This window comes from Kribbella sp. NPDC023855, assembly GCF_040639475.1.
GTDB lineage: Bacteria > Actinomycetota > Actinomycetes > Propionibacteriales > Kribbellaceae > Kribbella.
In genome coordinates this window covers 37,647-58,518 of record NZ_JBFAAA010000019.1, presented here as the reverse complement: position 1 = coordinate 58,518, position 20,872 = coordinate 37,647, and the positions used below count along the sequence as shown (strand labels likewise).

At 68.1% G+C, this 20,872-nt stretch carries 21 protein-coding genes; 13 read left to right on the top strand and 8 right to left on the bottom strand.

Translation table 11 applies throughout. The annotated features are described in order from the left end of the window. Positions 1–3: 3 nt before the first annotated feature. The gene (locus AB0F51_RS37480; RefSeq protein ID WP_360288202.1) at positions 4–960 is read left to right on the top strand and encodes a sugar ABC transporter permease; all 957 of its coding nucleotides are present in this window, start codon (positions 4–6) and stop codon (positions 958–960) included. Continuing rightward, complete coding sequence (locus AB0F51_RS37475) at positions 957–1,793, top strand: carbohydrate ABC transporter permease (RefSeq protein ID WP_360288200.1); 837 nt, start codon at positions 957–959, stop codon at positions 1,791–1,793. Before AB0F51_RS37480 ends, AB0F51_RS37475 begins: the two co-directional genes overlap by 4 nt. On the opposite strand, the gene AB0F51_RS37470 is transcribed toward AB0F51_RS37475, so the two are convergent. After that, positions 1,751–2,464 (bottom strand): pyrimidine 5'-nucleotidase, encoded by a 714-nt coding sequence (locus AB0F51_RS37470; protein ID WP_360288198.1) that lies wholly within the window; start codon positions 2,462–2,464, stop codon positions 1,751–1,753. The genes AB0F51_RS37475 and AB0F51_RS37470 overlap by 43 nt on opposite strands. Positions 2,465–2,516: 52 nt before the next feature. Between AB0F51_RS37470 and AB0F51_RS37465 the strand changes: the two genes are divergently transcribed. The 3 genes from AB0F51_RS37465 to AB0F51_RS37455 all read left to right on the top strand — a co-directional run bounded on the left by AB0F51_RS37465 (position 2,517) and on the right by AB0F51_RS37455 (position 6,602). Then, on the top strand, positions 2,517–3,284 hold the full coding sequence (locus tag AB0F51_RS37465) for an SDR family oxidoreductase (protein ID WP_360288196.1): 768 nt from the start codon (positions 2,517–2,519) through the stop codon (positions 3,282–3,284). A gap of 83 nt (positions 3,285–3,367) precedes the next feature. Beyond that, the gene (locus AB0F51_RS37460; protein ID WP_360288195.1) at positions 3,368–4,174 is read left to right on the top strand and encodes a hypothetical protein; all 807 of its coding nucleotides are present in this window, start codon (positions 3,368–3,370) and stop codon (positions 4,172–4,174) included. A 37-nt stretch (positions 4,175–4,211) separates the two neighbouring features. Next, on the top strand, positions 4,212–6,602 hold the full coding sequence (locus AB0F51_RS37455) for a tetratricopeptide repeat protein (RefSeq protein ID WP_360288193.1): 2,391 nt from the start codon (positions 4,212–4,214) through the stop codon (positions 6,600–6,602). Here AB0F51_RS37455 and AB0F51_RS37450 read toward each other — a convergent pair. Beyond that, positions 6,599–7,459 carry an SDR family oxidoreductase gene (locus tag AB0F51_RS37450; protein ID WP_360288191.1) on the bottom strand — a complete coding sequence of 287 codons (861 nt, stop codon included), beginning with the start codon at positions 7,457–7,459 and terminating at the stop codon, positions 6,599–6,601. The genes AB0F51_RS37455 and AB0F51_RS37450 overlap by 4 nt on opposite strands. A 120-nt stretch (positions 7,460–7,579) precedes the next feature. On the opposite strand from AB0F51_RS37450, the gene AB0F51_RS37445 reads away from it, so the two are divergent. Both AB0F51_RS37445 and AB0F51_RS37440 read left to right on the top strand, forming a co-directional pair. Then, positions 7,580–7,948 carry a helix-turn-helix domain-containing protein gene (locus tag AB0F51_RS37445; protein ID WP_360288189.1) on the top strand — a complete coding sequence of 123 codons (369 nt, stop codon included), beginning with the start codon at positions 7,580–7,582 and terminating at the stop codon, positions 7,946–7,948. 94 nt (positions 7,949–8,042) lie between these two features. After that, positions 8,043–8,423: a hypothetical protein gene (locus tag AB0F51_RS37440; RefSeq protein ID WP_360288187.1), complete on the top strand. Its 381-nt coding sequence runs from the start codon at positions 8,043–8,045 to the stop codon at positions 8,421–8,423. On the opposite strand, the gene AB0F51_RS37435 is transcribed toward AB0F51_RS37440, so the two are convergent. Next, complete coding sequence (locus AB0F51_RS37435) at positions 8,406–9,317, bottom strand: LysR family transcriptional regulator (protein ID WP_360288185.1); 912 nt, start codon at positions 9,315–9,317, stop codon at positions 8,406–8,408. The two genes, AB0F51_RS37440 and AB0F51_RS37435, sit on opposite strands and share 18 nt — an antisense overlap. Continuing rightward, positions 9,274–9,468 (bottom strand): hypothetical protein, encoded by a 195-nt coding sequence (locus AB0F51_RS37430; RefSeq protein WP_360288183.1) that lies wholly within the window; start codon positions 9,466–9,468, stop codon positions 9,274–9,276. The genes AB0F51_RS37435 and AB0F51_RS37430 overlap by 44 nt, the downstream gene beginning before the upstream one ends. Before the next feature lie 81 nt (positions 9,469–9,549). Here AB0F51_RS37430 and AB0F51_RS37425 point away from each other — a divergent pair, with 81 nt between their 5' ends. After that, the gene (locus AB0F51_RS37425) at positions 9,550–10,419 is read left to right on the top strand and encodes a LysR family transcriptional regulator (protein ID WP_360288181.1); all 870 of its coding nucleotides are present in this window, start codon (positions 9,550–9,552) and stop codon (positions 10,417–10,419) included. 7 nt (positions 10,420–10,426) lie between these two features. Here the strand turns inward: AB0F51_RS37425 and AB0F51_RS37420 are convergent, their stop codons facing one another. The 4 genes from AB0F51_RS37420 to tdh form a co-directional block, all read right to left on the bottom strand. Next, complete coding sequence (locus AB0F51_RS37420) at positions 10,427–11,251, bottom strand: aldo/keto reductase (protein WP_360288179.1); 825 nt, start codon at positions 11,249–11,251, stop codon at positions 10,427–10,429. 62 nt (positions 11,252–11,313) lie between these two features. Beyond that, entirely contained in the window at positions 11,314–12,399 is a 1,086-nt protein-coding gene (locus tag AB0F51_RS37415; RefSeq protein WP_360288177.1) for a winged helix DNA-binding domain-containing protein, read from the bottom strand. A 10-nt stretch (positions 12,400–12,409) separates the two neighbouring features. Next, positions 12,410–13,591, bottom strand: a complete 1,182-nt coding sequence (locus AB0F51_RS37410; protein ID WP_360288175.1) for a glycine C-acetyltransferase — start codon at positions 13,589–13,591, stop codon at positions 12,410–12,412. Beyond that, positions 13,591–14,634 carry an L-threonine 3-dehydrogenase gene (tdh, locus tag AB0F51_RS37405; protein ID WP_360288173.1) on the bottom strand — a complete coding sequence of 348 codons (1,044 nt, stop codon included), beginning with the start codon at positions 14,632–14,634 and terminating at the stop codon, positions 13,591–13,593. Before tdh ends, AB0F51_RS37410 begins: the two co-directional genes overlap by 1 nt. A gap of 202 nt (positions 14,635–14,836) precedes the next feature. On the opposite strand from tdh, the gene AB0F51_RS37400 reads away from it, so the two are divergent. The 5 genes from AB0F51_RS37400 to AB0F51_RS37380 all read left to right on the top strand — a co-directional run bounded on the left by AB0F51_RS37400 (position 14,837) and on the right by AB0F51_RS37380 (position 20,840). After that, entirely contained in the window at positions 14,837–15,472 is a 636-nt protein-coding gene (locus tag AB0F51_RS37400; protein WP_360288171.1) for a class E sortase, read from the top strand. 11 nt (positions 15,473–15,483) lie between these two features. Further along, positions 15,484–16,032, top strand: coding sequence for an orotate phosphoribosyltransferase (pyrE, locus tag AB0F51_RS37395; RefSeq protein WP_360288169.1), 549 nt, complete (start codon positions 15,484–15,486; stop codon positions 16,030–16,032). Continuing rightward, positions 16,029–16,733: a hypothetical protein gene (locus tag AB0F51_RS37390; RefSeq protein WP_360288167.1), complete on the top strand. Its 705-nt coding sequence runs from the start codon at positions 16,029–16,031 to the stop codon at positions 16,731–16,733. The genes pyrE and AB0F51_RS37390 overlap by 4 nt, the downstream gene beginning before the upstream one ends. A 66-nt stretch (positions 16,734–16,799) precedes the next feature. Then, entirely contained in the window at positions 16,800–17,582 is a 783-nt protein-coding gene (locus AB0F51_RS37385) for a LemA family protein (RefSeq protein ID WP_360288165.1), read from the top strand. 276 nt (positions 17,583–17,858) lie between these two features. Beyond that, entirely contained in the window at positions 17,859–20,840 is a 2,982-nt protein-coding gene (locus AB0F51_RS37380) for a BTAD domain-containing putative transcriptional regulator (RefSeq protein WP_360288163.1), read from the top strand. Positions 20,841–20,872 lie beyond the last annotated feature (32 nt).

Here is a 20,872-nt window from a genome sequence, read left to right as displayed (position 1 = left end):
CCGATGGCTCTGACCGACACCGAACGCCGCGGCACCAAGCTGGAGCCGGTGCCGCGGCGGCCGGTCACCCGGCGACGCCAGTTCACCGGGCGGACGGCGCTCACCTTGTTCCTGTTCATGCTGCCGGCGATCGCGTTCGTCGGCATGTTCACCTACTACCCGCTGGCCAACGGCATCTCGATGGCCTTCCGCAACTACAACCTGAACGACCTGTCCGACACCTCCTGGGTCGGGCTGAAGAACTTCAGCACGCTGCTGCACGACGAGATGTACCGCGGCACGGTGAAGAACTCGGTCGTCTGGGTGGTCGGATCGCTGGTGCCGCAGTTCCTGATCGGCTTCACGATGGCGTTGTGGTTGCGGCGGAAGTTCCGCTTCCGCGGTACCTACCAGGCGCTGGTGTTCTTCCCCTGGGCGGTGTCGGGCTTCCTGATCGGCATCCTGTTCCGCTGGATGTTCAACGGTGAGTTCGGGGTCGTCAACGACCTGCTGATGAAGACGCACCTGATCGACACCCCGGTGCCGTGGCTGGCCGACGCGAAGTACGCGATGGTCGCGGTGATCGTCGCGAACGTCTGGTACGGCGTGACGTTCTTCGCGATCATGATCCTGGCCGCGCTGCAGTCGGTGCCCGAGGAGCTCTACGAGGCGTCCGCGATCGACGGCGCGGGCAAGGTCCGGACGCTGTTCAGCATCACCATCCCGTCGATCCGGACGACGCTGGCGCTGACCGTGCTGCTGCGGGTGATCTGGATCTTCAACTCACCCGAGCTGATCTTCGGCATGACCGGGGGCGGACCGGCCAACGAGACGCACATCGTGACGTCGTACATGATCCAGGTGACCCAGGAGGGTGACTACGGGCGCGCGTCGGCGATGGGCGTGATGGTGGTCTTCGTGCTGATGCTGTTCGCGATCTTCTACCTGTTGTCGATCCGTCCCAGGAAGGCGATGAGATGATCCGCGACTACAGCACCGGCGGCAAGGTCGCGCGCTTCGTCGGACTCGGCCTGTGCCTGCTGATCACGATCTTCCCGCTCTACTGGATCCTGGTCACGTCGTTCAAGGAGCCGGGCACGATCTTCGCCTATCCCTTGAAGTACTGGCCTTCCGACTGGTCGCTGGCCAACTACCAGGGGTTGTTCGAGCAGTCGAACTTCGCGGTCTTCCTGGTCAACAGCCTGATCGTCTCGACGGTTGCGGCCGCGTTCGCGACGGTGATCGCACTGCTCGCGGCGTACGTGCTCGCGCGGTTCGAGTTCGTCTCCAAGGGCGCGGTGATGGGTGCCTTCCTGGTCACCCAGATGATTCCCGGCTTCATCGCGCTCGGCTCGCTCTACATCCTGATGACGAGGCTCTACCTGGTCGACAACCGGTGGGGCCTGGTGCTGGTGTACGTCGCGGTCTCGATCCCGCTCTGCACGGTGATGCTGCGCGGCTTCTTCGAGAACGTGCCGGCCTCGCTCGAGGAGGCGGCGATGGTGGACGGGTGCTCCCGGCTGACCGCGTTGTTCCGGGTGCTGGTCCCGGTGATGACGCCGGGCATCGCGGCGTCGTACATCTTCAACTTCGTGAACTGCTGGAACGAGCTGTTCCTGTCGGTCACCTTGATGAACAGCGACAGCAACCGAACCATCCCGGCCGCGCTGAACGGCTTCATCAGCAGCTACAACATCGACTGGGGTTCGATGTCGGCCGCGGCCGTGCTCTCGATCGTCCCCACGATGGTGCTGTTCGCCTTCGCCAGCCGCTACATCGTCGAGGGCCTGACGGCCGGCGCCGTCAAGGAGTGAAGGAAGGCGGGGAGGTCCCAAACCCGCCACCGTCGCGGTGCCAGCTCCTGGTACTGCGCGGTGCCGGGTGCGGCCTCGCCGCCGACGAGGACCGTCGCCATCCCCAACTCCTCGGGCACGGTCAGGTTGACCGCCAGGTCGTCGAAGAAAGCCGCGCGGCGAGGATCGATGGAGAACCGCTCGACGAAGCGCTGGTAGCTCTGTGGGTAAGGTTTTGGGATCAGCTCGCCGGCCAGGATGTCGAACACGTCGTCGAAGTGATCAGCCAGCCCGAGCCGGGGCAGCGCCTGCTCGGCGTGGTACGCCGATCCATTGGTGTAGACGAACTTGCGCCCCGGCAGGGCCGCGATGGCGTCCACCAGCAGCGGGTCGGGGCGTAGTACGGAGTAGTCCATCCGGCGCTCGAAGGCGAGGTAGTCGGCCGCCTCGATGCCCTCGGTCGTCATCAGGCCGCGCAGCGTGGTGCCGTGAGCGGCGATCAGCTCGGCCTGGATCCGGCGCGCTCCCGCCTCGTCGGTGCCGAAGTAGTTGCCCACGTATTCGCGGATCCCCGCGTTCAGCTGATCCGCCAGACCCGAGGCAGGTGGGTAGAGCGTGTTGTCGAGATCCAGCACCCAGGTGTCGACATCGGCCAGACCGGGGTGGTGGGGTGGGGCCGTATGACACAGCATCACTCCAGAGTAGTGACAGACTGGGCGACGTCATCTACGGGAGGACTGAGCTGTGGCGACGGCACTCATCACTGGGCCCACCGCGGGAATCGGGCGGGCGTTCGCGGACAAGTTGGCGGTCGAGGGCTACGACCTCGTACTGGTGGCGCGGGATGAGGCGCGGCTCAACGAGGTCGCGACCGAGATCACCCGGCTGCACGGCGTCGCCTGTGAGGTGCTCGCGGCGGACCTGACCGTGCCGGAGCAGCTGGCGACCGTCGAGGAGCGGTTCCGGACCGGGCCGATCGAAGTACTGGTGAACAACGCCGGCTTCGGCGAGAAGAAGCCGTTCTGGGCCAACCCGATCGAGGTCGAGGAGAAGCAGTTCGACCTGTTGGTCCGGGTCGTCCTGCGGCTCACCCACGCGGCCGTGCTGCCGATGATCGAGCGGGGTTCCGGCGCGGTCGTCAACGTCTCGTCGGTGGCGGGCTTCCTGCAGCGCGGCAGCTACAGCGCGCACAAGTCCTGGGTGACGAACTTCTCGGCCGGTCTGGCGATCGAGCTGCATTCCAAGGGCGTCGCGGTGATGGCGCTCTGCCCCGGTTTCGTACACACCGAGTTCCACAGCCGGATGGGGATGGACAAGACGATCATCCCGTCCTTCCTGTGGCTGGACGCCACCGATCTGGTCGACGCCGCCTGGACCGACCTGATGCGCGGCAAGGCGATCTCGATCCCGTCGATGCGCTACAAACTCGTCGTCGCCGCGGCGCGCTACACTCCGCGGACCCTGATCGCCCGGCTGTCCACCGTCGGCCTGGACGGCCGCCGCCGCGCCTGACCCGGGAAATCCCCCGGCAACCAATCGGTTCTCGCTAGCGTCCACTGCAGCAGGACGTCACATCGCGAGAAGGTTGGCCCGAAATGACCGCACGGGGATGGAAGCACGCACACCTGGCCGCCGCTGGGATGGCGACGATGGGTCTGCTGTTAGTGGCTTGCGGCAACGACACGAAGCCGTCCGGCAACGGCGCCCCAGCCGGTACGCCGACAGTCGCGCCCACCACCGGCGTACCGAGCACTTCTGGCACGCCAAGCGCTTCTGGGCAACCGAGTGCTCCTGGGGAACCGACCGCGACGCTGACCGGCAAGCCCACGCCGGGCCCGAGCGCCACGCCCACTCCGACCCCAGCGCCAGGCAAGCCGGTCAAGCTGACCACCGCGATGCTGCTCACCGGCGCCGAACTCGCCAAGGCCGACCCGAAGCGCGGCTGGGTCTCCACCACCGGTTCCGCCAGTACGCCGATCTGCGGCCGCGGCTCGACCCGCGGCGACAACCCACTCGGCACCCTGAGCCGCAACTTCACCACCGACCTCGACGCCTCCGGCGGCCAATGGCTCACGCGGTACTCCGATGCGAAGGCCGCGCGGGCGGCGTACGACAAGATCATCAAGACGGTGAAGTCCTGCAAGGCCGCCGTCCCCGCGTCCACCCACGCCCGGAAGATCACCGAGAACCGCGCCCTGTCACTCGGCGACGCGACTCAGATCCTGCGTTGGTACGACTACCCGCTACCGACCGACCCCGGCAGCGAGGACGGCGGCTTCCCCTACGCCATCACCCTGAAAGGCAAGATCGTCAGCGTCCTAGCCTTCCGCGAAATGGGCCCCGGCATCAAACCCCCCAACTTCGAACGCATCACCCGCACCGCCGCCGCCCACCTCGGCTGACGGCCTCGACGGGAGGGCGACGCCTTAACCTGGCTGCATGCGGATCCAAGGATCCACCGCCCCGCAGTCAGGTGTCGCCCACCTGCTGAAGCATTTCCGCCTGCGCGCCGGCCTCACCCAGGAAGGGCTGGCCGCTCGCTCCGGCCTGAGCGTCGAGGGAATCCGCGCACTGGAAGGCGGGCGTCGCCGCTACCCCCGCGCAGCGACGATCGACCAGCTTGCGCTCGCGCTCGAACTGTCGCTGCGTGAACGACGTCAGTTGACCGAAGCAGCCGATCGCTCGCGTCTGGATTCAGCTTTCCCGCAGCAGTTGCCACCGGCTCCGAGCGACTTCACCGGGCGTGACCGGGAGCTGGACGACCTGGTGCGAGTCCTGCGGATGACCGACCCGCACGCGGACAGCCGTGCCGTGGTCATCTCCGCGGTCGGTGGCATGGGCGGCGTCGGCAAAACCGCCCTCGCCATCCAGGCCGGGCATCTGGTGGCTCCTGATTACCCGGATGGCCAGATCTACCTCAACCTGGGTGGCGGTGGCCAGGAGCCGGTCAGTACTGCGGACGCACTGGCCGCAGTACTGCGAAGTCTCGGTGTCCCGCCCGCGGAGGATCCTGGCGATGTCGAGCAGGCGGCCGGCAGATACCGTACGGCGCTCGCGCATCGGCGAGTTCTGTTGGTGCTGGACGACGCGGCCGGCGTGGACCAGGTGCTGCCGTTGATCCCCGGGACCCGCGGGTCGGCAGTCCTCATCACGAGTCGCAAGCAACTCACGGCGCTTCCCGGCGTACGGTATCTGGGCCTGCAGGTCCTGACCGAGGACGAGGCGTTGCACCTGCTCGGCGAGATCGCTGGGACGGACCGGCTGGCGGCCGAGCCGGAGGCTGCGGTGGAGTTGGTCCGGCGTTGTGGATTGCTGCCGTTGGCCGTACGGATCGCCGGCGCTCACCCGGCTGCCCAGACTGCCGGAGGGGTGGCCGCCTTGGTCGGCCTCCTGGCTGATGACGGCAGCAGGCTCGATGCGTTGAGCGGCGATGCCGGCAATGGAATCCGGGCGACCGTCACGTCGTCATTACGGATGCTGGCCGCGGCAGATCTTCCGGGGGACCGGAAGTGTGCGGAGGTGTTTCCACTGCTGACTTTGCTGGAGGGGGACCATTTCCCGCTCCGGGCCGCGGCGAAAGTGCTGGAACTACCGCTGGATGCGACCGAGGATCTGCTCGAGCGGCTGGTGGACGTCCATCTGCTGGAGACGCCCGTCCCCCAGCGGTATCGAATGCACGATCTCGTTCGTGATGTCGGGCGGGAGTCGGTGATTCCTGCCGCGCGTGCGGAGGCTTCGCAGCGGGAACTGCGTTGCTACCTGGGCGTCCTGTGGCGGCTCAGTGAGCTCCACGATCTCCGGTACCCGAAGGACGCCGAGGACTGGTCGGCCGGCGCCGAGGATCTCGGCGATCGCGAGGAGGTGGCGCGCTGGCTGGAGTCCGAGGTCGGCAACGTGCTCCGGCTCATCGGCAAGGCGGCGGCCGGAGGACGAGAGGACCGGCTGACCGCCGCGCGGATGGGGCTGGGGATGTTCCAGTTCGCGAAGGTGCGGTTGCGGTTCGCGGAGGCGCGCGATGCGCTGGCCTCCGTCGCCGGCATCCTCGATGAAGCGGACAGCGAACTCGAGGACTGGTTGTGGCTTTCGTTGGGACAGGTGTACACGGCGCTCGAGCAGCCACGGTCGGCGACCGAGTGTCTTCGTGTCGCCTTACCGCTGGCGCGCGCCCGGGGCGATCTCAAGCAGGTGGTGAGTTGCTTGATCGAGCTCGCCTATGCGTTGGTGAAAACCGGTGAACCGGCCGAAGCGAAGGCGGCGATCGACGAACTCCTGGTGCTGGCGCCGCAGGAGGACCGGGCCCGGATGGAGGCGGCGATCCAGGTAGTCGCCGGCGCGGCGGCAGGCGCGCTCGGTGATCTGGCCGGGCAGCGCGCGGCCTTCGATCGCGCAATCGCCATTCATCGTGAACGGGGCAGCAGCAGACCCGGAATGATCCATTGGGCGCAGATGGGGATGTCGCTGGTGGAAAGCGGCCAGTACGACGAGGGCTGGCCGATGCTGACCGAGGTACTCTGCCAGGCCCGTGCCGACGGCCTTCCGGTGATCGAGTTCGACCTGCTGACTGACCTCGGGAAAGGCTGGTCGCTCCGCGGTGATCACCAGCAGGCACTTGAGTACTTCGAACAGGCGCTGGAGATCGCGATCCGCTTTCCCGCGGAGAACCAGGAGGGCCGAACCCGGGATCGTCTCGGCCGGACCCTGCTTGCGCTCGGCCGGCCCGAGGAGGCCCGCATGCACTGGCAGCGAGCCGTCGTCCTGTACCAGCAGCTTGCTGACCCGGCCGCCGATGAGGTGCAGGAACTCCTCGATGCCCTCCCGTCGACGGACTAGCCCAGCTGGGTTGCGATTGTTGTGGCGATGGGGGTGGTGGGGCGGCCGATCAGGTTTGAGAGGGTGCCGGGGGTTCCGTTGAGGGTGCCGGTGCTGATTTGGGTGTCGACGTCGGCCAGGACGGTGGCGAAGGCCTCGGGGATGCCGGCGGCGGTCAGGCCGGCCAGGTTCTCGTCGTGGGACAGGGAGCGGTGCACTACGGGCTTGCTGGTCTGGCGGGTTACCTCGGCGGCGTACTCGCCGTAGGTCCAGGCCTCGTCACCGCTCAGCTCGTAAGCCTGGTTGAGGTGGCCTTCGGTCCGCAGTACTGCGGACGCCGCGGCCGCGAAGTCCTGGCGGCTGGCCGTGGCCAGTCGGCCGTCCGGGCTGACGCCGTTCACGATCACGCCGCTCTCGACGGCGGCGGGCAGGTCGAAAACGCCCATCTCGGAGTACCAGTTGTTGCGCAGGAGGGTGTACGGGAGGCCGGACTCGAGGATGAGCTTCTCGGTCGCCTTGTGGTCGGCGGCGAGCAACATCGTGTTGCCGGGGGCACCGAAGACGCTGGTGTAGGCGAGCTGGGCGACGCCGGCCTTCTTCGCCGCGTCGAGGACAGCCGCGTGCTGGCCGACCCGGCGGCCGAAGTCGGTACCGGAAACCAGGAGGACCCGGTCGCCGGCGCTGAAGACCTCGTCGAAGGTCGACGGCTCGTCGTAGTCCGCGATCGCGACCTTGACGCCCTGAGCCGCGAGGTCAGCGGCCTTTTCCTTGCTCCGGGCAACGGCTGTGATGCCGTCGGCGGGAACGCCCGCGGCCAGCAGGTCGGCGATGACGAGGCGGCCGAGCTGGCCGGTGGAGCCGGTGATGACGATGTTCATATCAAGTGCTTTCCGTAGAGTTTCGTGGGTGATGGCACTAACTCTAGGGTGGGTACTATCTTCTCAACAGTACCCACTTTGAGGTAAGGTACTGATCTTCAGGTAAGCGGAGGTGAACAGATGACCGAGGCGCTCATTCCGGACGTGGTCCGGTCCGACTGCCCAGAGCGGCGAATCCTCGAACACGTCACCAGCCGCTGGGGCACCCTGGTGCTGATCGTCCTGCTCGAGCGCTCGTACCGCTTCAGCGAGCTGCGCCGCCGGGTCGGTGGGGTCAGCGAAAAGATGCTCGCCCAAACCCTGCAAACCCTGGAACGCGACGGCTTCGTGGTCCGCGACGCCAAGCCCGTCATCCCACCCCGAGTCGACTACTCGCTCACCCCCCTCGGCGAGGAAGTAGCCACCCAGATCCGAACCCTGGCCTTCTGGGTAGAAGCCAAGGTCCCCACCGTCATGCAAGCCCGCGAAGCCTACGACGAGGCCCACTAGCCAGCTGGGTGACCTGGCGCGCCAGCGGACAGTGTTCGGCAGGGCACTTGAGCTGCTGTCGGAGCTTACGCCTCGCAGTGATGCCTATGGCCGGATGCTGATCGGTACTTCTCTTCGGGAAAGCGGTCAGTACGCGGCTTCGCTGGATGCCCTGACCGGTGCACTCGAACAGGCCCGCACCACGAAGGCCGAGGTGCTCGAGGCGTCGATACTCATCGAGATCGGATCGACCTGCCTTCCGATCGATGACCATGAGAGCGCAGCCGAGGTGTTGACCGAAGGCGTGGCCATTGCGGCCCGGTACCCGAAGGAGCAGCAGGAGGCGGTGGGGCGACAGTTGCTGGGGAGGGCGTTGGCCGGGCTGGGAATGGTTGCGGAGGCACGTGCGGAGTGGGCGAAGGCAATCGCACTGTATGACCGGGTGGCGGATCCGCGGGCCGGTGAGGTGCGGGGGTTGTTACGGGGTGAGGGGTAGGGCTGCTGCGGTTTTGCGGAAGGTCTCGATTGTTGCTTTTAGCAAGGGGTTTTGGGCTTGGCCGGTGCGGATGGCGGCGTAGACGCGGCGGGTGGGGGTGGGGGGTTTGAGCGGGCGGAGTACGGCGGTGCCGGGGTTGGGTAGGGCCAACTGGGGGACCAGGGAGACGCCGGCACCGGCTGCGGCCAGGGCTGCTACGGCTGTGTAGTCGTCGGAGTGGTGGGCGATGCGCGGGGCGAAGCCGGCCTGTTCGCAGGCCAGGAGGACGACGTCGCGGATGGGGTTGCCGGTCGACGTCATGATCCAGTCGTCGGTGGCGAGAGTGGTGAGGTCGATCTGCGCTGCGCTCGCCGCCGGGTGGTCGGCGGGGAGGATGGCGGCGAAAGGCTCGGCGTACAAGGGGATTCGGGTCAGGCGCTGGTCGTCGGGGCTGGGGGAGCCGCGGTGTTCTACGGCGATGGCCAGTTCGACTTCGCCGTCGAGGAGCTGGGTGATCGCCTGGTGGCCTTCGGCGTCTCGTACTGCGAGGCGGAGCCCGGGTGTGGTGGTCCGCAAGGCGGCGAGGGAAGGGGCGACGAGGAGACTGATGGCGGTGGCGAAGGCGGCTACCCGGATTTCGCCGGTGGCGCCTTCGGCGTGCAGGCGCATGGCTTCTTCGGCGCGTTCGACTTCGGTGAGGATGGCGTCGGTGTGGTCGAGCAGGAGGCGGCCGGCCGAGGTGATGGCGACTCGGCGGCCGCGGCGTTCCAGGAGCTCCTGGCCGACCTCGGATTCGAGCGCGGCGAGTTGCTGGGAGACGGCCGACGGGGTCAGGTGCAGGACCTCGGCGGCCGCCGTCACGGTGCCGTGGTCAGCAAGCGCCCGCAGGACCCGCAATCGGCGTACTTCGATCACGAGGCTCAGCTTTGCACAGTGTCGCCTGGTGCCGGCTCTGCTGCCAGCGGCGGAGGAGCGAGGGCCGCTCGGGAACCAGTGGGGCGTTGGCCATGCCGGAGCGGGATTCCTTGGCGACCTTGTCGACGATGATGACGGAGAACGGGTGCATGCTTCGAAGTTACGGAGCGCTCACTGATACGTCCAATGACAATCGAGTGCGCAGTTAATGCGCCTGGTGCATGATGTGGGCATGGATCTTCGCCTGCTGGAGTCGTTCGTCGTGGTCGCCGAGGAGCTGAACGTCGGGCGGGCGGCGTTGCGGCTGCACCTGACCCAGCCGTCGCTGAGCCGGCAGATCGCGTCGCTGGAGCGGGAGCTCGCGGTCGAGCTGTTCGCCCGGGTGAAGAAGCGCTTCGTGCTCACGGCGGCGGGGGAGAGTTTCCTGGCTGACAGCAGGACGCTGCTCAAGCAGGCCGACCTGGCGGTACGCGATGCTCAGCGGGTCCATCGCGGCGAGCTCGGGACGCTGCGGCTGCGATTCGTGCAGTCCGCGACCTTCGACGCGTTGCCGCGGCTGCTCGGCGCCTTCCGGGAGGCCCAGCCGGACGTCGTCCTCGATCTGGAGACGATGACCACGATCAACCAGACCAAAGCCTTGCTGGACGGGCGAATCGATGTCGGTCTCTTCCGGCCGCTGACGAAGCCGGTCGACGGCCTGGCGACCCGGGTGATCTCGCGGGATCCGCTGGTCGCCGCCTTGTCCGCGAAGCATCCCCTGGCCGGGCGCCGGCGGATCAGGCTGGCCGAGCTGGCCGGCGACGACTTCGTGCTCTACACCCGAGCGAGCGGGCCGTCAGTCCACGACGCGATCGTCGGGCACTGCCAGGACGCCGGGTTCACGCCGCGGATCGTGCAGGAGGGCGCCGACGTACAGACGATCGTGTCGCTGGTCGCGGCCGGGCTCGGGGTGTCGTTGCTGATCGCCCCGACGCCCCCGATCGATCCGGACGCCGTCGTCTATCGCAAGTTGTCCGACGACCTACCACTGTCAGAACTCTGCGTGGCCTGGTCGCCGGCCAACAACTCACCCGTACTACGCCGCTTCCTGCAACTCGTCTAAGCGGTGCTCACCCGAAGGTGTCGGGATCGCCACCGGTGCGGACGCCGGTCTCCAGATCGGCGATCGCGGCCATGTCGTCGTTGTCCAGCGCGAAGTCGAACACGGCGATGTTCTCCGCGATCCGGCTCGGCGTCTTCGACTTCGGCAGCACCACGTTGCCCAGCTGCAGGTGCCAGCGGATCGCCACCTGCGCGGGCGACTTCCCGTACTTCGCGCCGATCGCCTTCAGCGTCGGGTTGTCCACCAGCCCACCCGAGGCCAGCGGGCTCCACGCCTGCGTGACGATGTCGTTCTCCGCGTTGAACGCGCGCAGCTCGTCCTGCGGCAGCTCCGGGTGCAGCTCGATCTGGTTCACCGCCGGCCGCAGCTCGGTCTCCTCGAACAGTCGCCGCAGCGCCGGGATGTGGAAGTTGGAGACGCCGATCGCGCGCACCCGCTTGTCGGCGTACAGCTGCTCGAACGCCTTCCAGGTCTCGACGTACTTGTCCTTCTTCAGCGCCTGCCAGTGGATCAGGTAGAGGTCCACGGACTCCAGGCCCAGCCGGTCGAGGCTGGCGTCGAAGGCCTTCAGGGTCGAGTCGTAGCCCTGGTCGCTGTTCCACAGCTTGGTGGTGATGAACAGTTCGTCGCGGGGCAGGCCGGAGGCGGCGATGGCGCGGCCGACCCCTGCCTCGTTGCCGTAGATGGCGGCCGTGTCGACGTGCCGGTAGCCGGCCTCGAACGCCGCCTCGACGACACCGGTGACGATCTCGTCCTCGACCTGCCACACCCCCAGGCCCAGCTGTGGGATCTCGACGCCGTTGTCCAGAGTGATCATGGGGACTGTGCTCATCTGTCTATTCCACTGGGCCGAGGGCCTCAGGCCCAGTCATCTGATGTGTGACAACAACCTCATCAACTGGCCGTAACCACTTCATAGGTCTTCGCATCGGGCTCCAGGAAGCGCAGCAGCGCCTCACCTTCGCGCTCCAGCTCCGCCGCCGTCTTCTTGGTCGTCCGGCCGAACGGGGTGAGGGTGAGAGTTGCCACACCGCGCTTCTTCTCCGCTGTCCACAGTCCGGCGACCAGCCCGTCGACCAGGTACGTCGACTTCACCCGCAGATTCTTCGTGAAGACCGCCTGCCGGTGTTCGCCGGCGATGATCCGCTCACGTTTCGCGTGGGCGAGCAGCAGGTTGTCGAACTCCGGCAGGAACCGGACCGGCGCCTCGCTGTCCGCATCGGGCCGCGGCGCGCCCGGTACGTCGTACAGGTTCTTGCCGTGCTCGTCGGTGAAGACCTCGAGCTCCAGCGAATCGAACAACGCCTTCGCTTTCTGCAATCCGGACCAGGTCTGGAAGTCCGCCGGGGTGGCCGGCCCGAACGCCTCCAGGTACCGGACGACCAGCTCCTTCGGTACTGCGGACCGCCGGAGCTTGCCGCCGATCCACTGCTCGGCCGGGGTGAACCGTGCGTTGGCGGTCCAGCCCCAGCGGGTCTCGGACGGCGAGATGACCAGCGGCACGAGCATCCGGGTGCAGAATCCGAGCGCCCGGTCGTTGACGTCGGGGAACTGCTGCTGCAAGGCGTCCCGGACCTCGGTGAAGGTCAGCGGCTCCACGGCGAGGAGTTGCCGCGCCGCGGCGGCGACCTTGTCGGGCTCCAGCCCCGCGGCCCGGTCCCCGAGCAGTTTCAGACCCGCCTCGAGAACCGGGCTCAGCGTCGTACGGAATCGCAGGTAGTCGTCGGCGGTGACCAGATGCAGGGTGCCACGGAAGAGCGTCGCCCGGACCACCTTGCGGTCCTCGATCGCCGCGATCAGATCACCCTCGCCGAACCAGGCCAGCCGGGACCACAACCCGACGAACGGATGCTTGGGCTCCTGCCCTTGCATCCCCACGAGCTGCCCGACGGCTTCCGTGGCGGACAGGTCACTGCGTTCCAGCAGCAACTGCCGGGCAAGGGTGGCGCGGTTGATGGCCCGCGGGCTGAGGGTGGTCACAAGGACATTGTCAGGCCAACGCGGCTCGCGCCTCGACGAAGGCCGCCACAGCGCGCTCCACGTCCTCGGTGGAGTGGGCGGCTGAGAGCTGGGTGCGGATGCGGGCCTTGCCGTGCGGGACGACCGGGTACGAGAAGCCGATCACGTAGACGCCGAGTTCGAGCAGCTTCTCGGCCAGCCGGCCCGCCTCCGCGGCGTCGCCGATCATCACCGGGGCGATCGGGTGGTCGCCGGGGAGGATGTCGAAGCCGGCCTCGGTCATCTTGGTGCGGAACAGCTTCGTGTTCGCGGTCAGCTTGTCGCGCAGGTCCGACGAGCCGCCGATCAGCTGCAGAGCCTTCAAGGAGGCCGCGGTGACGGACGGGGCGAGTGAGTTGGAGAACAGGTACGGGCGGGAGCGCTGGCGCAGTACCTCGACGATCTCGCGGCGCGCCGACACGTAACCACCCGACGCGCCGCCCAGGGCCTTGCCGAGCGTGCCGGTCAGTACGTCGATGCGGTCCTGGACGCCGAACAGGGACGGCGTACCGGCGCCGTCCGGGCCGACGAAGCCGACCGCGTGCGAGTCGTCGACCATCACCAGCGCGTCGTACCGCTCGGCCAGGTCGCAGATCTCGTCCAGCGGGGCGACGTACCCGTCCATCGAGAAGACGCCGTCGGTGGCGATCAGCCGGTACCGCGCGTCCGCCGCGTCCTTCAGCTGGGTCTCCAGGTCGGCCATGTCGCGGTTCTTGTAGCGGTACCGCTTGGCCTTCGACAGCCGGATGCCGTCGATGATGCTGGCGTGGTTCAGCTCGTCGGAGATGACCGCGTCCTCGGCGCCGAGCAGCGTCTCGAACAGCCCGCCGTTCGCGTCGAAGCAGGAGCTGTAGAGGATGGTGTCCTCCTGGCCGAGGAAGTTGCTCAGGGCATCTTCCAGGTCCTTGTGGATCTGCTGGGTGCCGCAGATGAAGCGCACCGACGCCATCCCGAAACCCCACCGGTCCAAGGCGTTCCGGGCGGCCGCGATCACCTCGGGGTGGTCGGCCAGGCCGAGGTAGTTGTTGGCGCAGAAGTTCAGCACCTCCTTGCCAGAGGCAACAGAGATGGCGGCGTTCTGCGGCGAGCTGATCACCCGCTCGGACTTGTACAGCCCGGCGTCGCGGATCTCGCCGATGGTGGTGGTCAGGTCGTCGCGCATCCGGCCGAACATCAGTGCGTCTCCTCCAGGTTGGTCCAGTCCAGGATCACTTTGCCGCAGTCGCCCTGGCGGGCGACGTCGAAGGCCTGCTCGAAGTCGGCGTAGCCGAACCGGTGGGTGATCACCGGGCCGAGGTCCAGGCCGCGTTCCAGCATCACCGACATCGAGTACCAGGTCTCGAACATCTCCCGGCCGTAGATGCCCTTGATGGTCAGCATGTTGAGCACCACCGTGCCCCAGTCGATCGCGATCTCGTCGGCAGGCAGGCCGAGCATCGCGATCTTGCCGCCGTGGTTCATGTTCGCGAGCATGTCGCGCAGCGCGGCCGGCTGGCCGGACATCTCCATCCCGACGTCGAACCCCTCACGCATGCCCAGGCCGTGCTGGGCGTCGGCGATGCTCTGCTCACGCACGTTGACCGCGTGCGTCACGCCGATCTTGCGGGCCAGGTCGAGCCGGTAGTCGGACAGGTCGGTGATCACCACGTTGCGCGCGCCGGCGTGCAGCGCGACGGCCGCGGCCATGATGCCGATCGGGCCGGCGCCGGTGATCAGCACGTCCTCGCCGACGACGGGGAACGACAACGCGGTGTGCACGGCGTTGCCGAACGGGTCGAAGATCGCGGCCACGTCCAGATCGACCGGATCGCGGTGCACCCAGACGTTCGTGGCCGGCAGTTTCACGTACTCCGCGAACGCGCCCGCCACGTGGACACCGAGGCCGCGCGTCTTGATGCAGAGGTGGCGACGGCCGGCCCGGCAGTTGCGGCAGCGGCCGCAGACCAGGTGCCCCTCGCCGCTGACCACGTCACCGACCGCGACGTCGCGGACACCGGCGCCGATCTCGACGACTTCGCCGCAGAACTCGTGCCCGGTGACCATCGGGACCGGAACGTTCTTCTGGGCCCACGAGTCCCAGCTCTGGATGTGCAGATCGGTCCCGCACAGACCGGTGCGCAGTACCTTGATCAGTACTTCGTCTGCCTCGATCTGGGGCTCAGGAACGTCCTGCAACCACAGTCCTGGCCTGCTCTCGGCCTTGACCAGCGCCTTCACCCGCGACCTCCTCGATTTCCTTGCCCTTCACATCGTTATCCCGCGCAACCACACCCGTCCATCGACACGTCGTACACAGCCTGTTCAGTTCCTCTGCATACCAAGGGCATGTCGCCCGACCCCACGGCTACTGCGCGGCACTCGGCACGGCACCGAGCACCTGCTCGCTACGGCGTGGGATCGGGCGACATACCCTGTCCGCATGGCACGGGGCGTCGTACGGGGACTGGGGGTCGTCCTGCTGGTGGCCGGGCTTGGGTTGCTCGGATGGGTGGGGTGGCAGTACTTCGGTACCGGGATCACCTCGAACCACGCGATGGACGACCTCAAGCGCGACCTGCACGACAACTGGGAGCCCTCGGCCCCGAAACCCCGCGCTGCCGCGGAAGCACCACCCGGTACGCCGATCGTGCTGCTGCGGATCCCGAAGTTCGGCAAGGACTGGGAGAAGCCTGTCGTGGAAGGTGTCGGCAAGAGCGAGCTGACTCGCGGGATCGGGCACTACCCGCAGACCCAGCTTCCCGGTGAGCCGGGCAATTTCGCGGTCGCCGGGCACCGGGTCACGCACGGTTCGCCGTTCCGCAAACTGCTCGAGCTGGCCAAGGGCGACCAGGTGATCGTGGAGACCGCCGACACCGTCTACACCTACGAACTGGACGGCTCACCCCGCGACCTGACCGTCAAACCGGCCGACAACTGGGTCCTCGAACCCGTCCCGGGCAAACCCCGCGAGACGCCGACCAGGTCGATCATCACGCTGACCACTTGCCAGGACCTGTTCCACTCCCCGGACCGCTCGGTCGCCTTCGGCCACCTGGTGAAAGCCGACAAGAAGTAAGCTGCGGCTTCATGAGCTTTGATCGCGCTGCGCTGCTGGACCAGGTCAAGACCAAGGCGATCGTGCGTGGGCGGGTGACGCTGGCCTCGGGCAAGGAAGCCGACTACTACGTCGACCTGCGCCGGATCACGCTGGACGCCGAGGCGGCGCCGCTGATCGGGCCCGCGCTGCTGGAGCTGACCGCGGATCTCGAGTACGACGCCGTCGGCGGGCTCACCCTCGGTGCGGACCCGGTGGCGCTGTCGATGTTGCACGCGGCCGCCCAGCAAGGCCGCAAGCTGGACGCGTTCGTCGTCCGCAAGGCCGAGAAGACGCACGGGCTGCAGCGCCGGATCGAGGGTCCGGACGTGAAGGGCCGCCGGGTGCTCGCGGTCGAGGACACCTCGACCACCGGCGGATCGGTACTGACCGCCGTCGAGGCGTTGCGGGAGGCCGGGGCCGAGGTGGTCGCCGTCGCGGTGATCGTCGACCGGGCCACCGGCGCGCAGGAGAAGGTCGAGTCGGAAGGGCTGGAGTACCGCTCGGTGTTCGGCCTCGAGGAGCTTGGCCTCGACTCGTGACCTCGAGCATGGCGGTGATGATCGTCGTCGGTCTGCTGGTCGTCGGGGTGTTGTCCTACGTCAGCCACGTGATGGCGAAGAAGCGCCGGGAGGCGTTCGCGGCCTTCGCCGCCCAGCAGGGTTTCAGCTACCAGCCGCAGAACCACGCGCTGGCCGGTCAATGGGCCGGTACGCCGTTCCAGACCGGCGACAACCGGCGGGTCCGCAATGTGCTCGCCGGTGCGTACCAAGGCCGGCAGATCGTTGCCTTCGACTACAGCTACCAGACCCACTCGAGCAACGGGAAGGGCGGCCGGCGGACCACGACGCACAAGTTCGGCGTCGTCGTGATGCAGCTGCCGGGCGCGCTGCCGAGGCTCGAAGTCACCCATGAGGGCATTTTCGGCGGCGCGGTGATGAACGCGCTGGGCTTTCCCGACCTGCAGTTCGAGAGCGAGCAGTTCAACCGGACCTTCCGGGTGGAGGCCGACGACCAGCGTTTCGGGCACGCCGTGATCCATCCGCAGATGATGGAGATGCTGCTCAGCCGCGGCGAGATCGGCTGGCGGTTCGAGGGCAACTCGCTGATCGGCTGGGACGCCGGCGCGCACTCACCCGTCGAGGTGATGAACCGGCTGCAGCTGCTGCAACTGGTCAGCGACCACATCCCGCCGTACGTGTGGCGCGACTATGCCGGGGTCGACCCTCGCGTCTCCGGCTGACAGCCGTCGGACCCGCACGGCGTTAGAGTCACTTCCGAGCCTTACCCAACACTCGGGAGCAGGGAAATGACCCTCGTCATCGTCATCATCGTCGCGGTCGTCGTGATTCTGGCCATCGCGCTGATGGTCTCGTACAACCGGTTCGTCAAGCAGCGGAACCTGATCCAGGAGTCCTGGCGGCAGATCGACGTCGAGCTGCACCGCCGCTACGACCTGATCCCGAACCTGGTCGAGACCGTGCGGGCCTACGCCGCGCACGAGCGGCACGTGTTCGAGGAGGTCGCCCGGCTGCGCACCCAGGCGGTGAACGTGCAGGGTGCGACCCCGGAGCAGCGGGCCGCGGCCGAGGGTGAGCTGTCCGGCGCGCTGCGCCAGATGATGATCTCGGTCGAGGCGTACCCGCAGCTGCAGTCGAACCAGAACTTCCTCAACCTGCAGCGCGAGCTGACCGACACCGAGGACCGGATCGCGGCCGGCCGGCGCTTCTACAACGCCAACGTCGGTGACTACAACACCCGGATCGAGGCGTTCCCGTCGAACCTGATCGCGAACAGCTTCAAGTTCGAGAAGGCCGGCTACTTCGAGGTCAAGGACGAGCAGGTCCGCTCGGTCCCGCAGGTGTCGTTCGGCACCATCGGCTCGGTCGAGGGCGAGCAGCCGCAGCCGCAGATGCAGCCGGGCATCCAGTCGTCCGGCCAGATCCAGCCGCAGATGCCGGGCCAGCAGCAGGGTGGCTACTCCCAGCAGCCGCAGCAGCAGTTCCCGCCGACCGGTGGCCAGCCCCCCGTCGGCGGACCGCCTGCGGGAGCCCCCGGTCCGCAGGACGGCCAGCCGCCCTTCACCGGCTAGCAACAACCGGTGGTCAGTAGGGCACCGAGCGTTCCCCCCGGCCGTCGCCCCCACGGCCAGCGCTCAGTGCCCTAAAGTCCCTCAAATTCAGGCCCGGGCGTGACGACGGTCATTTCGTCACTCCCGGGCCTGCCCTCCCCCCGGTACCGGGCCCTACGATGCCCGGCGCGGATACATCGCGCGTACATCGCGACGTACATCGCAGCCGCCGAACCTTTCCGGCAGGCGGGCTGGGATGCCACCATGGGGCGGGCCAACAGTTGAGAGGGCAGGCAAGTGGACAGTCTGAGGTACGAGATCCTCGGACCTCTGCGCCTCGCTCAGGTCCCCGGCCAGCCGCTACGGGCCAGTAAACCGCGTCAGCTGCTCGCCACCCTCCTCCTGCACCCCAACCGGTTCGTCTCAACGGACCTGATCGCCGACGCGCTCTGGGAGGGCAACCCGCCCCGCTCGGCGACGGCCAACATCCGCACCTACGTGCGGGCTCTGCGGGGCGTCCTGCAGGAGGCCGGCCTGGCCGCGCCGATCGACACCTCGGCAGCTGGCTACAGCATCGGGGTAGGCGTCGACGAGCTCGATGCGAGCCTGTTCGAGTCCCTGCTCGCCGAGGGCGGTCACCTGCGCGACGCGGGGGACAAGCGGGAGGCCATGCGCGTTCTGTCCCGCGCCTACTCGCTCTGGCGCGGCCACCCGCTCGAGGACCTGACCATCCCGTCCGCCTGGGAAGGCTCGATCGCCTGCCTCGACGCGCAGTACCGGGGGCTGGTCGACACACTGCTCGACCTGCGGCTCGAGTACGGCGACGCCAGCGGTGCCGCAGTACTGCTCAGCGGACGCCTCACCGAGGACCCGTACGACGAACAGCTCTGGCGGCGACTCGTAGACGCCCTGCTGGCCGCCGGCCGGGTGGGCGAGGCCAGAGCCGCGTACCAGAAGGCCGTGCAGACTCTCGCCGACGAGCTGGACGTCAAGCCCGGCCCAGAGCTCCAAGCCGCCGGTGCACGCGCAGAGCACGGCCGGTCGGCCAACTGGCCAGACCCAGGCATCCCCGCAGCAACCCGTACGCCGGTACGCGCGGCACCCGAGCCCACCGGCCCAATGACGTCGCCAGTACTCACCGAGCCGCACCGGCCGCCCAGCCAGCTCCCACTCGACCTGTCCGACTTCAGTGGCCGGCAGCAGCAGTTGGAGCAGTTGCGTGACCTGGTCTGCGGACGCGACCCGATCCGGCCGCCGATCGCCGTGATCTCCGGTGCACCCGGTACGGGCAAGACGTCGCTGGCGGTCCGGTTGGGGCATCTGGTGCGGGAGTCCTTCCCGGACGGCCAGATCTACCTGGACATGCGAGGCGCCACCGATCCCCGCGATCCGGCGGCCGCGCTCACCGATCTGTTGCTGAGCCTCAACATGTCGGACTCCGCAGTACCGGCCGATCCTGAGCGGCGGTCGGCGGCGCTGCGGTCCGAGCTGGCCAGCCGGCGAGTGCTGATCATCCTCGACGACGTCGCGTCCGCCAGCCAGATCGCGCCGCTGATGCCGGGTACCGGCGCGTCCGCCGTCGTGATCACCAGCCGCAACCGGCTGATGGACCTGGCCGGCGCGGACAGTACGCCGCTCGACACCTTCGACGACGGTGAGGCGGCCGAGCTGCTGCGCCGGATCGCCGGAGCCGGCCGGGTCGACACCAGCTCACCCGCGGCCAACGAGATCCTCGCCGCCTGCGGCAACCTGCCGCTCGCGATCCGGATCGTCGCCAGCCGGCTGGCTCAGCGCCCGGACCTCAGCCCCACCGAGCTGGCCCGGCGGCTGCGCGACGAGACCCATCGGCTGGACGAGCTGAGCATCGGCGAGCTCGCCGTCCGGACCAGCGCGGATCTCAGCTACGACGCGCTGAGCGCCGAGGAGGCCCGGCTCTACCGGTTGATCGGGCGCTTCGCGGTCGGCGAGTTCTCCGCCCGGATCCTCGAGTCGATCTCCACGCCGGCCTCGGTCCGCCGCAGCATGGACCGGCTGATCGAGGTCAACCTCGTCCAGATCAACTCGGTCGATGCGAACGGCACCGCGCGGTACCGGGTGCACGACCTGCTGCGGTTGCACGCGATCGGAGTCGGCGACGACGCGCAGAAGGCGCAGGCGGTCAAGGATCTGCGGATCGTCTTCGAATCCCTGCTGCACAAGGTGCGCCGGGCGAGTGCGGCGTTGCCGTTCGAGTACTTCGGCGTCCTGGAACACACCGGTCCGTTGCTCACCCCGGATCCGCAGCCGTTCACCCCGTCGGATGCGATCGCCTGGTTCGACGCCGAGAGGTCCACCTTCGCCCCCGCGATCCGGGCCGCCGCGCAGAACGGCCTGCACGACTACGCCTGGCGGATCGCCGCGGCCTGGGGGCCGTACCTCGACATGCGCGCGTACTTCGACGACTGGAACGAGTCGCACCAGCCCGGTCTGACCAGCGCGATCGCCTGCGGGGACCGGCAGGGCGAGGCGATCCTGCACCGGAACCTGGGCCAGCTCGCGCTCTACCAGGACAACTGGGACGCTGCCTGGCACCACTTGACCGAGGCGGCCGCGATCTTCGAGGAGGTCGGGCACAACCAGGGCACCGGCATCGCCGCTGTTGGCCTCGGGACCTGGTTGCGCGAACGCGGCCGGCCAGACGACGCTCTGGCGCAGTACGAGCGTGCTGTGCGGGCGCTGGTCGAGGTGGGCGACAAGAACGGCGAAGCGGTGGCCCGGAGCGCGGCCGCCGCGATCTTGCTGAGCCGCAACGACACGATCACTGCCGGGCGTTACCTGGCGGAGGCGTTCCTGCTCGGTGTGCGGCTCGGCGACTCGCATCGGGAGGCGAAGGTCCGGCGCCGGATCGCCGCGTTGCGGATGCAGCAGGGTCGCACCGACCAGGCAGTTCGCCAGTTGCGGGCGTCGCTGGCGATCTTCACCAGTCTGGGGGACGACCACTGCGCGGCGTACGGGCGGGCTGAGCTGGGGCGGGCGTTGATCGCCCTCGGCGACGTCGCAGCGGCTCGGCGGATGCTGCTGGACGCGATCACCATCGGTCAGCGGCTGGGGGATCGCAGTGTCGAGGGGCAGGCGGCGTACGACCTCGGGCAGCTTTACGCGAGCACCGGGAACGTGGATTTCGCCCGCCGGTACCTGGATCGGGCGGCCCGGGTGTGGCAGCTCGTCGCCAACGACACCAAGGTCACCCAGGCCCGTTCCGCGCTGGCGGCCGTGACCAGCGATCTGGCCGTCGGCTGATTGCCCTTCAGTTCAAGGGGTTTCGTCGCCCT

Coding starts and splice junctions, on each gene's coding strand:
- AB0F51_RS37480 (WP_360288202.1), top strand. CDS start 4: ATGGCTCTGACCGACACCGAACGCCGCGGCACCAAGCTGGAGCCGGTG.
- AB0F51_RS37475 (WP_360288200.1), top strand. CDS start 957: ATGATCCGCGACTACAGCACCGGCGGCAAGGTCGCGCGCTTCGTCGGA.
- AB0F51_RS37470 (WP_360288198.1), bottom strand. CDS start 2,464: ATGCTGTGTCATACGGCCCCACCCCACCACCCCGGTCTGGCCGATGTC.
- AB0F51_RS37460 (WP_360288195.1), top strand. CDS start 3,368: ATGACCGCACGGGGATGGAAGCACGCACACCTGGCCGCCGCTGGGATG.
- AB0F51_RS37455 (WP_360288193.1), top strand. CDS start 4,212: ATGCGGATCCAAGGATCCACCGCCCCGCAGTCAGGTGTCGCCCACCTG.
- AB0F51_RS37450 (WP_360288191.1), bottom strand. CDS start 7,459: ATGAACATCGTCATCACCGGCTCCACCGGCCAGCTCGGCCGCCTCGTC.
- AB0F51_RS37445 (WP_360288189.1), top strand. CDS start 7,580: ATGACCGAGGCGCTCATTCCGGACGTGGTCCGGTCCGACTGCCCAGAG.
- AB0F51_RS37440 (WP_360288187.1), top strand. CDS start 8,043: ATGCTGATCGGTACTTCTCTTCGGGAAAGCGGTCAGTACGCGGCTTCG.
- AB0F51_RS37430 (WP_360288183.1), bottom strand. CDS start 9,468: ATGCACCCGTTCTCCGTCATCATCGTCGACAAGGTCGCCAAGGAATCC.
- AB0F51_RS37425 (WP_360288181.1), top strand. CDS start 9,550: ATGGATCTTCGCCTGCTGGAGTCGTTCGTCGTGGTCGCCGAGGAGCTG.
- AB0F51_RS37420 (WP_360288179.1), bottom strand. CDS start 11,251: ATGAGCACAGTCCCCATGATCACTCTGGACAACGGCGTCGAGATCCCA.
- AB0F51_RS37410 (WP_360288175.1), bottom strand. CDS start 13,591: ATGTTCGGCCGGATGCGCGACGACCTGACCACCACCATCGGCGAGATC.
- AB0F51_RS37400 (WP_360288171.1), top strand. CDS start 14,837: ATGGCACGGGGCGTCGTACGGGGACTGGGGGTCGTCCTGCTGGTGGCC.
- pyrE (WP_360288169.1), top strand. CDS start 15,484: ATGAGCTTTGATCGCGCTGCGCTGCTGGACCAGGTCAAGACCAAGGCG.
- AB0F51_RS37385 (WP_360288165.1), top strand. CDS start 16,800: ATGACCCTCGTCATCGTCATCATCGTCGCGGTCGTCGTGATTCTGGCC.